The sequence below is a fragment of the Allobosea sp. 10N428 genome, assembly GCF_056394545.1.
Window position 1 is genome coordinate 223,711 of sequence record NZ_JBFTIC010000007.1, and the last position, 12,034, is coordinate 235,744.

At 66.4% G+C, this 12,034-nt stretch carries 12 protein-coding genes; 1 reads left to right on the plus strand and 11 read right to left on the minus strand.

The window, feature by feature from the left end:
• Nucleotides 1-48: 48 nt before the first annotated feature.
• From miaB to hslV, 11 genes are all read right to left on the minus strand, one after another.
• On the minus strand, nt 49-1,419 hold the full coding sequence (miaB, locus tag AC1DDA_RS21245; protein ID WP_476797254.1) for a tRNA (N6-isopentenyl adenosine(37)-C2)-methylthiotransferase MiaB: 1,371 nt from the start codon (nt 1,417-1,419) through the stop codon (nt 49-51).
• Between the two features lie 107 nt (nt 1,420-1,526).
• A complete protein-coding gene (locus AC1DDA_RS21250; protein WP_476797255.1) occupies nt 1,527-2,327 on the minus strand; it encodes a lysophospholipid acyltransferase family protein in 801 nt (266 codons plus the stop codon).
• A gap of 79 nt (nt 2,328-2,406) precedes the next feature.
• On the minus strand, nt 2,407-2,901 hold the full coding sequence (locus tag AC1DDA_RS21255) for a GNAT family N-acetyltransferase (protein ID WP_476797256.1): 495 nt from the start codon (nt 2,899-2,901) through the stop codon (nt 2,407-2,409).
• A 53-nt stretch (nt 2,902-2,954) separates the two neighbouring features.
• Nucleotides 2,955-3,638: a tRNA (adenosine(37)-N6)-threonylcarbamoyltransferase complex dimerization subunit type 1 TsaB gene (gene tsaB, locus AC1DDA_RS21260; RefSeq protein ID WP_476797257.1), complete on the minus strand. Its 684-nt coding sequence runs from the start codon at nt 3,636-3,638 to the stop codon at nt 2,955-2,957.
• A 54-nt stretch (nt 3,639-3,692) separates the two neighbouring features.
• Nucleotides 3,693-4,253: a NifU family protein gene (locus AC1DDA_RS21265; RefSeq protein ID WP_441510080.1), complete on the minus strand. Its 561-nt coding sequence runs from the start codon at nt 4,251-4,253 to the stop codon at nt 3,693-3,695.
• Nucleotides 4,254-4,348: 95 nt separating this feature from the next.
• Nucleotides 4,349-4,843, minus strand: coding sequence for a universal stress protein (locus tag AC1DDA_RS21270; RefSeq protein WP_441510081.1), 495 nt, complete (start codon nt 4,841-4,843; stop codon nt 4,349-4,351).
• 89 nt (nt 4,844-4,932) lie between these two features.
• Nucleotides 4,933-5,979: a tryptophan--tRNA ligase gene (gene trpS, locus AC1DDA_RS21275; protein WP_441510082.1), complete on the minus strand. Its 1,047-nt coding sequence runs from the start codon at nt 5,977-5,979 to the stop codon at nt 4,933-4,935.
• A 46-nt stretch (nt 5,980-6,025) separates the two neighbouring features.
• Entirely contained in the window at nt 6,026-7,597 is a 1,572-nt protein-coding gene (gene murJ, locus AC1DDA_RS21280; RefSeq protein ID WP_476797258.1) for a murein biosynthesis integral membrane protein MurJ, read from the minus strand.
• On the minus strand, nt 7,597-8,907 hold the full coding sequence (gene hslU / locus AC1DDA_RS21285; protein ID WP_441510084.1) for an ATP-dependent protease ATPase subunit HslU: 1,311 nt from the start codon (nt 8,905-8,907) through the stop codon (nt 7,597-7,599). The genes murJ and hslU overlap by 1 nt, the downstream gene beginning before the upstream one ends.
• Nucleotides 8,908-8,932: 25 nt before the next feature.
• Nucleotides 8,933-10,000 carry a hypothetical protein gene (locus AC1DDA_RS21290; RefSeq protein ID WP_476797259.1) on the minus strand — a complete coding sequence of 356 codons (1,068 nt, stop codon included), beginning with the start codon at nt 9,998-10,000 and terminating at the stop codon, nt 8,933-8,935.
• Complete coding sequence (gene hslV / locus AC1DDA_RS21295) at nt 9,997-10,566, minus strand: ATP-dependent protease subunit HslV (RefSeq protein ID WP_282568291.1); 570 nt, start codon at nt 10,564-10,566, stop codon at nt 9,997-9,999. Before hslV ends, AC1DDA_RS21290 begins: the two co-directional genes overlap by 4 nt.
• A 369-nt stretch (nt 10,567-10,935) precedes the next feature.
• Between hslV and AC1DDA_RS21300 the strand changes: the two genes are divergently transcribed.
• Nucleotides 10,936-12,034 (plus strand): HAMP domain-containing protein (locus AC1DDA_RS21300; RefSeq protein WP_476797260.1); only part of this gene is annotated, 1,099 nt, incomplete at its 3' end.

Below are 12,034 nucleotides of genomic sequence, written 5' to 3' on the forward strand. Positions count from 1 at the left end.
GACAGGCCAGAGCCTTCCAGCAGGAGATGGGCACGAACCGCAACGCGCTCAAGCGGCCATGTCCTTTCCATCCGTCCGCCCCGCCTCCGCCAGCCGGCCGAAGAGCGAATTGGAACCGGCCCGCTCGATCGTCACCTGGACGATGTCGCCGATCTGATTCGTCTCGCTCTCGATCTGCACAGCCTGCAGATAGGGTGACTTTCCGGCAAGCTGGCCGGGGTGGCGTCCGGCCCGCTCCAGCAGGACATCCACAGTCCGTCCGACCATCGCGGCGTTGAAAGCCTGGCGGTGATGTTCGATCCGCTCCTGCAGCCGGTAGAGGCGCTCATCCATCACCGCGCGTGGAATCTGCGCGTCGAGCTCGGCCGCGGGCGTGCCCGGGCGCGACGAATACTTGAAGGAATAGCTCGAAGCGAAGCCGATCTCGTCGACGAGACGGATTGTATCCTCGAAATCGGCATCGGTTTCACCGGGGAAGCCGACGATGAAGTCCGACGAGAGCGCGATATCGGGACGCGCTTCGCGGATGCGCTCGATCAGGCGGCGATACTCGTCGCCGGTATGCTTCCGGTTCATCGCGGCGAGGATGCGGTCCGAGCCGGCCTGAACCGGCAGATGCAGGAAAGGCATCGCCTGCGGCAGGTCACGATGGCCGGCGATGAGATCGTCGTCCATGTCGCGCGGATGGCTCGTCGTGTAGCGGATGCGGGCGATACCCGGCACTTCGGCAACGCGACGCATCAGCCGCGCCAAGCCCCAGACCGCCCCATCCGGCCCCTCGCCATGGTAGGCGTTGACGTTCTGGCCGATCAGGGTGACGTCGCGCACGCCGGCCTCGGCCAGACGTTCGACTTCGGCGAGAACCTGGGCGACAGGGCGCGAGAACTCGGCGCCGCGCGTATAGGGAACGACGCAGAAGGCGCAGAACTTGTCGCAACCCTCCTGGACCGTGACGAAGGCGGAAACGCCGCGTGCGCGGATGATCTGCGGCTTCGGCGCCGGCAGGAAGCCGAACTTGTCCTCGATCGGCAGGTCGGTATCGACGACGCGCTTCCGCGCGGCCTCGGCCAGCAATTCCGGCAGGCGATGATAGGCCTGAGGCCCGACCACGAGATCGACGGCAGGCTGGCGATGTTGGATCTCGGCGCCCTCGGCCTGGGCGACGCAGCCGGCGACGACGATCTTCGTCTCCTGCCCCTCGGCCAACTGGGCGTTCTTGATGTCGCGCAGCTTGCCGAGCTCGGAGTAGACCTTTTGCACGGCCCGATCCCGGATATGGCAGGTGTTCAGCAGGATCAGATCCGCACCCTCCGGCGTCGCCGTTTCCTCATAGCCCTGGTGGCTCAGGATGTCGGCCATGCGCTGCCCGTCATAGACGTTCATCTGGCAGCCGAAGGACTTGATGTGGACTTTCTTCATCGCCGCGGATCGGGTCTCCAAAAGGTTTTCTTTACTGCGGATCGGGCGCCTTGGAAACGGCCCGGCTTCACTGACCTCGCAGCAGGCAAGCCGTGCGCCAACCCGTCTCAGATGGCCGGCCGGCCCGTGATGGCCTCGTTCCGCGCCGCGCGCACCGCATCCTCCGCCCGCCGCGTCGCCGCCTTGCGCGACATGGCGCGGCCCATCGCGATCGGTTCACCCCAGACCAGCTCGACATCGATCGCGCCGCATTCCAGCACCAGCTTCAGATGCGGCCAGAGCTCGGTATCGCCGTACCAGGCCAGCGCGGCGCGCTCGAGGCGCCCTCCCGGCAACCCCTGCCAGCCGGTATAGGTGATGGTCAGCGGATAGACCGTGACATCCGTCTCTGCGTCGCCCATGGCATGATGGACCGCGCCGAGCAGGGAGGAGCGGAAGGGCAGGATGCGCGTGCCGTCGCCGGTCGTGCCCTCGGCGAAGAGCACCACTTCCTCTCCGGCCGCGATGCGGGCGCCCATCGTGGCGGCGGTACCCGCGGTCGCGCCGCGCCGTTGCCGGTCGATATAGACCGTGCGCTGGAGGTTGGCGAGGAAGCCGACCACCGGCCATTTGCCGACCTCGCTCTTTGCAACGAAGGCCAGCTCGCGCTCGGCGCCGAGGACGCCGATATCGAGCCAGGAGACATGATTTGCGACGATCAGCGCCCCTGCGCCAGCCGGCGGCGGCAGCCCCCTGACGCGGCGGCGCACGCCCAGGCACCAGCAGGTCAGGCGATGGAAATGCAATGGCAGGACACCCCGGTATTTCGGGGCGAACCGCATCACGCCGAGCTGGAACGGCACCAGCCAGAACGTGCCGGCGATCAGCAAGGCAAGGCGGACAAGCGCGCCGACGCGGAGGTCCTTCATGCGCGGACGGGCCCGCTGATCGGCAGGGAGACCATCTCGCTGCTCGAAGCGCCGTCAATGGCGCGATTGTTCCGCAGAGTCATGTGAGATCGAGGCGCATCGCGATTGCAGTGGCGCGGCTGCCATCGGTCTTGGGGTAGTATCCCTTGCGGCGCCCGACCTCGCGGAAGCCGAAATGCCGATAGAGCCGCTCCGCCGCGAGATTGCCTTCCTCGACTTCGAGAAAGACATGAGCGACGCCGTCCTCCGCGAGGCGGGCAAGATGAGCCGAGAGCAAGACCCGGCCGAGGCCTTCGCGCCGGCTGGCCGGGGTGACCACGATGCTGAGGATCTCAGCCTCGTCGGCGGCCTTGCGCGACATCACGAAGCCAGCCGGATCGTTGTTCTTGCCGAAGACACCGTCGGTGGCGACGCCGGCATCGGCGATCAGAGCGGCGCATTCGGCCGGCTGCCAGCCACGGGCGAAGCCGCCCTGATGATGCAGCATCGCGACCTGGCGGGCGTAGCCGGCATCGAGCCGCATCGTGCGCGCGGGCGCCGAATCAGGGTGCAGGAGCTTGCGCAGCCAATCCATCCCGCTTGTTCGCACGGATTGATGTTTCGGCAACCACCATTTGGAGGAGGCGTTCACCGGCGCGGCAGGCGGGCTTTGTCCTGCGGCGTCGTCTCGGGCGCCTTCAGGTAGAGCGGACGCGGCGGGGCGGTCTCCGGATCGGCGATTAGGCCGAGCCGCGCGACCCAGGCGATATCCGGTGCCTTCGTATCGTCGACGACCACGGCATCGAGGCCGATCGCCCAGGCCTCGTTGGCGACGGCCAGCGCCGAAGATCCGACGAGGCTGACGGGGCCGGCGCCGATGGCGCGTGCCGCATCGCGATAACTCACCTGCCGGAGCGAGACGAGCGGCTTGCCTTCCGAGGTCAGCGCCTGGAACCAGACCTGGCCGTGCTTGGCGTCGAGCGCAGCCGCGATGACGCGACCGGACTCGCGGCCGATCAGCGGGGCGGCGCAGGCGACGACCGTGGTGACGCCGACGGCCGGGATCCCGGCCGCGAAAGCGATGGCGCGGGCCGCGCTGACCCCGACCCGCAAGCCGGTATAGCTGCCGGGACCGACCGTGACAGCGACGCGGCCCAGCGAGGAAAAGCCGCCGTCGACGGCCTTCATCACCCGCTCGACCAGCGGCATCAGCGCCTCCGCATGGCCGCGATCCATCGGCAGCTGCTCCTGCGCCAGCGGCTCCATCTCACCGGCTTCGAGGACACAGGCCGAGCAGGCCCCCAGCGCGGTGTCGATCGCGAGAATGCGCATCAGATCTTCATTCCGCGAAAGCCAGGCCCGTCACGCGCTCATCCCTTGGCCAACTCAAACCGACTCGACTTCGCGCACTTCCGGGAGGAAATGGCGCAGCAGGTTCTGGATGCCGTGCTTCAGCGTCGCGGTCGAAGAGGGGCAGCCCGAGCAGGCGCCCTTCATGACGAGATAGACCGTGCCGTCGCGATAGCCGCGGAAGGTTATGTCGCCGCCGTCGCCAGCCACTGCCGGGCGGATGCGGGTCTCGAGCAGATCCTTGATCGTATCGACCGTCTCGGCATCTTCCGGAGCGAAGAACTCGCCTTCCTCCTCGATGTCGGCAGCGGAATTCTCGGCCAGCACCGGCGCGCCGGACATGAAGTGCTCCATGATCGCGCCGAGGATCGCCGGCTTCAGATGGGGCCACTCGCCTTCCGACTTGGTGACGGTGATGAAGTCCGAGCCGAGGAAGACGCCGGAAACGCCGGAAACGCCGAAGAGGCGCTGGGCCAGCGGCGATCGGGCGGCGTCATCGGCGTCGCGCAGGTCGAGCGTGCCGCTGCCCATGACGATACGGCCGGGCAGAAACTTCAAGGTCGCCGGATTTGGCGTCGCTTCGGTCTGGATGAACATGAATACCTCCGGTACCGGCGGTTCAAGGTCGCCGTTCCTGGTCTCGATATAGGCGCGTCGCTGGAATCATTCCAGCGCGAAGGAAGGCGCCGGCCTCAAGCCAGAGCGTCGATTTCCTCGTCTTCCAGATGGCCCGGGACGATGGCGACGGGAATCGGGAAGCTGGCCGAGGATTTGCCGGCCAGCGCGCTGACCAGCGGGCCTGGGCCTTCGCGCCCGGTGCCGGCGGCGAGCACCAGGAGCGAAATATCCTCGTCCTCCTCGATCAGCTTGACCAGCTCTCCGGCTTTGTCGCCGATACGCACGACGCGCTCGGGCTCGAGGCCGGCCAGCATCCGGACGGCGATGGCAGCCGCGTCGAGCCGCTTCTCGGCCTCGGCCTCGGCTTCCGCCCGCATCACGTCGCCGACGCCGAGCCATGTCTCGTGCTCGGGCGGCGGTGCGACTGCGAGCAGCACGATCGCAGCGCCCAGACGGGCGCAGCGGCGCGCCGCAAAGCGAAGCGCCTTGGCGCACTCTTCGGTATCGTCGACCACCGCGAGAAATTTCGGCCGATGGCCCGTCTCGTAGGACCGCCGTTTCTTGACCATGAAACTGTCCTGCCGCCGCTTGAAGGGACGACCATGGTGGCCTGCGCCGGCCCTCCGGCGCAAGCCCGTCGCGCCCAAGGGGGTCCGTGTCAGCTGCGCACGAAGCCGACGATGTCCTTGACCTCGCGCATGATCGGCGCGGCGATGGCATCGGCCCTGGCCGCGCCTTCGCCGAGGATCGCGTCGATATGCTTCGGTTCTGCCAGCAGGCGGCGCATCTCCACGGCGATGGGCGCGAGCTTCTCGACCGCGAGATCGACCAGCGCCGCCTTGAAGCCCGAGAACTGGCCGCCGCCGAATTGCTGCAGCACATCGCCCTTCGCCATGCCCGACAAGCCGGCATAGATGCCGACGAGGTTCTCGGCCTCCGGGCGGCCCTCGAGTCCCTTCGCCTCGGAGGGCAACGCCTCCGGGTCGGTCTTGGCCTTTCGGATCTTCTGGGCGATAGCGTCGGCGTCGTCGGTCAGGTTGATGCGCGAATAGTCGGAGGCGTCAGATTTCGACATCTTCTTGGTGCCGTCGCGCAGGCTCATCACGCGCTGGGCCGGCCCCATGATCATGGGCTCAGGCAGCGGGAAGAAGCCGAGCTCGCCCGTGCCCAGACCCAGCTCGGCGATCTGCGGCGCGAAGTCGTTGTTGAACTTCTGGGCGATATCGCGGGTGAGCTCCAGATGCTGCTTCTGGTCTTCGCCAACCGGCACGTGCGTCGCCTTGTAGAGCAGGATGTCGGCCGCCATCAGGCTTGGATAGGCGTAGAGGCCGAGCGAGGCATTCTCGCGATCCTTGCCGGCCTTCTCCTTGAACTGGGTCATGCGGTTCATCCAGCCCAGCCGCGCGACGCAGTTGCAGATCCATGCGAGCTCGGCATGGGCCGAGACCTGGCTCTGGTTGAAGATGATGCTCTTCTGCGGATCGATGCCGGCCGCGATATAGGCGGCCGTGACTTCGCGGATGGCGCGCTTCAGGTCGGCCGGATCCTGCCACATCGTGATCGCATGCATGTCGACGACGCAGAACACGCAATCATGGGTCTTCTGCATCGCGACCCAATTGGTCAGCGCGCCCAAATAATTGCCGAGGTGCAGCGTCGAGGTCGGCTGCATGCCTGAGAAAACGCGCTGATGAAAACCCGACATGGGGCACTCCGTCGTCACGATGGAGGAGGGAAGCGGCGCTTCTGGCTCAAGCCCGCCGCTTGCGCAAGGGGAGAGCGCCGAAGGCACCGAGCGCCCAACCCGCTGCACAATAGCTGGCGAGCCCCGCAAGGCAGAGCAGGCCGAGCGCGCCGATGCGGTGGAATGCCGGTTGTTCCGGCATCAACGGCTCCGCCAAAAGCCGCAGCAGGAGGACCAGCACGACGAGCATGAGCGCGCTGGCGGCGAGGCTGGAAGCGATGGGCCGCAGATTGCCGAGACTCGGCCGCCAGATGCCGTCGCGCAGCAGGGCGATGCCGAGCATGAGCGCCTGAACGACAAAGGCGAGCGTCGCCGCCAAGGCCGCCATCTGCGCCGCGTTGCGACCGCCCGGCAGCAGAAGCCCGGCGAGCAGCGCGACGAGCACCGCCAGGCCGCCCGAGATCAGCGGCAGCCGCGGCCGGCTGCGCGCGAAATAGACCTGGCCGAAGACCTTCGCCACGACGGCAAAAGGCAGGCCGCAACCGAAGGCCGCCAGCGCTGCAGCCGTGCGCTCGCGGTCGCCGACATCGAAGCGCCCGTACTCGAACAGCCCCGACACGATCGGCTCGGCGAGCGCGACGAGCGCGGTCGCCGCCGGCAAAGCGAGCGCGAGGCCGAGCGCCAGCGACTGTCCGAGCATGGCATCCGGGCCGCCGCGTGTCGCCGCCAGTGCCATGTCGGACAGCACGACCGTGCCCATCGCCACGCCGACGAAGCCGAGCGGAAGCTGGAAGACGCGGTCGGCATAGTAGAGCGCCGCCACTGCACCCGACTCGGAGGAGGCGATCTGCGTCGCGACGAGCAGCACAAGCTGGGCCGCGGAGGCCGCCAGCAGCGTCGCGCCGCCGGTGCGGATCAGCCGGGTCATTTCCGGCGACCAGCGCAGGCTCGGACGCGGCAGGCCGGGGCCGCGCAGGCTGGCCAGAATCATCGCGAGGTGAGCGAGCCCGGTCAGGCTGACGCAGAGCGCGAGCCAACGCGCCCCGGCTTCCGGCGCTGCAACCATCACATGCAGAACGAGCAGGACGCCGAGCAGGATCGCATTCATCAGCGCCGGCGCGAGGGCTGCGACGGCAAAGCGGCGCTCGGCGTTGAGCAGGGCTGCCAGCAGCGCCGCAAGCGTCGTCAGCAACAGGAACGGCAGCATCAGCCGCGTATAGGAGGCCGCCAGGGCGAGGGTTTGGGGCTCATCGGCGAAGCCACCGGCAAGGCCAAGCACAAGCCAGGGCGCAAAGAGCTCACCGAGCGTGACGAGCACCAGCAGCAGCAGGCCGAGTTGGCCAGCCGCCTCACCGGCGAAGCGCCGCGCGGCTTTCTCACCCTTGTCAACCTTGACGGCCAGATAGAGCGGCACGAAGGGCGCGTTCAGCCCGCCCTCGCCGAGCACGCGCCGCACGAGATTGGGCAGGCGCAGCGCCGCGAGGAAGGCATCGGCCGCCGGCCCGCCGCCGAGCAGGCGCGCGATCAGCACGTCACGCGCGAAACCGAGCAGGCGCGAGGCGACGGTGGCTGCCCCGACGACGGCAGAGTCACGGGCGAGGCGAGAGGCTTCCGGCGCGGACGCGGCCGGCTCTTCCATCAGAGGATGAACCGGCTCAGATCGGCGTTCTTGGCCAGATCTCCGATGCGGGCCTCGACATAGGCCGCGTCGATGACGACGGTCTCGCCAGCGCGGTCCGGCGCGGTGAAGGAGATGTCGTCGAGGATGCGCTCGATGACGGTCTGGAGCCGGCGGGCGCCGATGTTCTCGACCGTAGAATTCACGTCGACGGCGATGCGGGCGATGGCATCGATCGCGTCGGGCTTGAACTCGACCTCGACCTCTTCGGTCGCCATCAGCGCGACCGACTGCTTGATCAGGCTCGCCTCGGTCTCGGTGAGGATGCGTTTGAAATCCTCGATGTCGAGCGGGTAGAGCTCGACACGGATCGGCAGGCGGCCCTGCAGTTCCGGCAGAAGATCGGAGGGGCGGGAGACATGGAACGCTCCGGAGGCGATGAACAGGATGTGGTCGCTCTTGACCGCGCCGTGCTTGGTCGCAACGGTCGTGCCCTCGATCAGCGGCAGCAGATCGCGCTGCACGCCTTCGCGCGAGACATCGGCGCCGCCCTTGCCTTCGCGGGAGCAGATCTTGTCGATCTCGTCGAGGAAGACGATGCCGTTGTTCTCGACCTCGCGGATCGCGGCCTGCACGATCGCTTCCTGGTCGATCAGCTTGTCGCTCTCCTCGGCGAGCAGCGGCTGGTAGGCGTCCTTGACCAGCATGCGCTTCGGCTTGCCCTTCTGCCCGAAGGCCTTGCCGAACATGTCGGAGAGGTTGATTGCGCCGATGGAGGCGCCCGGCATGCCGGGAAGCTCGAACATCGGCGTGGCCGCACCGGAGCCTGCCGCCACCTCGACCTCGATCTCCTTGTCGTCGAGCTCGTTGTCGCGCAGCTTGCGGCGGAAGGAATCGCGCGTCGCCTGGCTGGAATTTGCGCCGACCAGCGCGTCGAGCACGCGTTCCTCGGCCGCGAGATGGGCCTTGGCCTGGACGTCCTTGCGGCGGCTCTCGCGCACCAGCGCGATAGCAATCTCGACGAGGTCACGCACGATCGATTCAACGTCGCGGCCGACATAGCCGACCTCGGTGAACTTGGTCGCCTCGACCTTGAGGAACGGCGCGTTCGCCAGCTTGGCGAGGCGGCGCGCGATCTCGGTCTTGCCGCAACCGGTCGGCCCGATCATCAGGATGTTCTTCGGCGAGACCTCCTCGCGCAGCGGTCCTTGGAGCTGCTGGCGGCGCCAGCGGTTGCGCAGCGCGATGGCGACGGCGCGCTTGGCATCCTTCTGGCCGACGATGAAGCGATCAAGCTCGGAGACGATCTCGCGGGGGGAAAAGCTGGTCATGGTGCTGAACTGTCCGAATGGAACGTCATGATGAGGGCGGCAGCTTCGCCGGCGGCAGCTTCGCGCGCACGCTGCCGAGCGGCAGACGTGGCAGGATCACGCCACGCAGGCGCCGCCAGCCAGCCGAGAGCGCGAGCACGAGCACGGCAAGCCCGAGCAGCACGAGCGGCAGGGCGAGGCTGTCCGAGACGCTGCGCGTGATGAGGTAGCCGAGCGCGATGCCGGCATAGCTTAGGCCTGAGACCAGCAGCGCGCGACGGTCGATCACCAGTGCGACGATGCCGAGCAGGGCGAAGAGCGCGAGAATCAAGATCGCCTCGGCAGGGCCGATCCGCCCGGCAAAGGCGATACTCCGGAAGATCGGATGGACGATGAGCCCAGCCGCAAGGAGATGCAGCCAGAAAGCCGCATCCGAATGCCGGGTGCGCCGGTTGGGATCGTCCATGTCCAGCTTTAGCGCAACGGCAAAAATCATCAGCCCGCCTGCGACCAGAACGAAATTGACAAAGCTGCGCATGAAGTCTGGCGCGAGTATGAACAGCGCGGCGACTATGGCGCCAAGCGCTCCGATGGCAGCCTGGGCCGGGTCGATTGGAACCCGGAAGCGCCAGTAGTGCAAAGCGGCTGCGAGACCGAATCCTGCGAAGGCGAAGGTCGAGTAGGAACTTTCGGCCTGAAAGCTCCCCAAACCGAAGCGTTGCGGCCCGCCGACGATGCTGGCGAGTATCCCGGCGGAGCCGGCGAACATCACCGCAAGCAGGATCGAGGGAAGAGCAAGCCTCATGCGCCTCGCGAAAATCTCGCTGAGACCCCAGGCTGCAAGTGCTGCCGTCAGCGCGAAGGCGTTGCCGAAGCCAAGCACGCGCGACAGGCCGATCAGCGCTCCAGCCAGCAGACATACCCCGATGCCGACGAAGACGTCGTTGAAACCCCCGATCAACCGGAAGCGTTCGTCGTCGGGATCAATGACCGCCCCTTCTGGAGCAGGCTGCGCCGTCTCCCGCAGCCTGGCGAGATGCGCGATGCGAATCGCTTGCGCTTGGTCGATGATGCCCGCGGCGATGGCGGCGTCGAGGTCCTGCTGCTGGATCACGCCGCCTCCAGCGTCTCGATGACGAGGCTGTGATTGGTGTAGACGCAGATGTCACCGGCGATCTTCATCGCCTTGCGCACGATCGTCTCGGCATCGGGTTCGATATCGATCAGGGCGCGGGCTGCCGAAAGCGCGTAGTTGCCGCCCGAGCCGATCGCCATCACGGCCCCGTGCTCGCTCGCCTCCGGCTCAAGCACGTCGCCGGTGCCGGAGATCAGCAGCGAAACTTCCTTGTCGGCGACGAGCAGCATCGCCTCCAGCCGGCGCAGATAGCGATCCGTGCGCCAGTCCTTGGCGAGTTCGACACAGGCGCGCAGCAATTGGGTGGGATATTGCTCGAGCTTGCTCTCCAACCGCTCGAACAGGGTGAAGGCATCCGCAGTCGCCCCGGCAAAGCCGGCAATCACCTGCCCCTTGGCGAGACGGCGCACCTTCTTCGCATTGCCCTTCATGATCGTCTGGCCGAGAGAGACCTGGCCATCGCCACCGATGACGACACGGCCTCCCTTGCGGACCATCAGGATGGTGGTCGCATGCATGACCGGGGCGTTGCTGGATTCGGACATCGGGATCAGGACCGGAAATTGGACTGTGGAAGATGCAACATGTTCAGGCGAGGCCGCTCTATCAAGGGGGGCGGCGCGCAGCATATCTCTAAAGTTGCAATTGATGAATAGATCCCTGATTGATTGCACAACGCTCGAGTAAACGATTTCAACCACCGAACGCCATCGAATAGTTTAAGTCTAAATCGTTCACTTGTGCTAATGCACTTGAGCTTCGCCAAAAGGAATATTCCTCACCTGGCTCGCCGAACGGGTTGAATCTTACGTCATCGACCCGGTCAGTTTTTAAGTAGTTTTTTATCGATCGGGGCGAATGGTCACAGGTGGAAACGAACTCCTCGTTCAGGAGGTCGCCTTGGGACCGTCGTCATGAAATCCATCCGCCTGAAGCTTCTCGCCATGCTCGCCATCGTCGCTGGCGGAGCCATTATTTCTGCGATCATCAGCATCTACGGTCTGCACAAGGCGGATGACCTCAATACGCGTTCAGAAATCCAGGGCAATGTCGCGCTGCTGACGCAGCGTATCAACGGCGTCGTCACGGCGGTGGTGATGGAGTCGCGCGGCATCTACATGGCCAAGACGCCGCAGGAAGCCGAGGCCTACGCCAAGGGAATCGACGACCGCATTCCGACGCTGCGCAATTTCGTCGCCGAGCTGCAGAAGGTCGCGCCGGCCGAAGAACGGGAGACAGTCGCGCAAATCGCCAAATCCGTCGCGGAATTCATCGGCTTCCGCACCGAAACCGCCCGGCTCGGGCGCCAGGTTTCGCCGGAAGCCGCCAATGCGCAGGGCAACAACGAAGCGAATCGTGCCAACCGGAAGGCTCTCAACGACCTGCTGATCAGCTTCAGCCAACGCATCGAGAAGGCCGGCATCCTCGTCGGCGAGGAGGCGACGGCCTTTACCCGTCAGGTTCAGTGGCTCTTGCCGCTCGTCCTGCTGGCGACCCTGGTCTTCTCTGTTGGCGTGGCGCTTGTCTTCGCACAGCGCTCGATCACCCGCCCGATCCTCGATCTCAGCGAGGTGATGGAAAAGCTCACGGCCGGCGAAACCCGTATCGACGTGCCTCATGCCGACCGTCCGGACGAGATCGGCGCCATGGCGCGCGCAGTCTCGGTGCTGCGCGAGAGCACGGAACAGGTCGCGCTGCTGCAGGACCAGGAGCGCGCTGCCGCCGCCGCCCGGCTGGCACGGGCTCAATCGATGGAAGCGGTGGTGTCCGATGTCGGCGAGGTCGTCGCGGCGGCGGCGGCCGGCGATTTCTCCGCCCGGTTGCAGATCAGCGATGCCGACGAGCAGATGCAGCGGCTGGTAGCGGGCATCAACGAGATCAACCTCGTGGTTGATTCGGCGACGACGGAGTTCGCGCAGGCATTGTCGGCGATCGCGGGCGGGGATCTGACCAACCGGGTCGAGACCGCCTATCGCGGCCGCTTCGCCGATCTCAAAGGCGCGATCAACGAGA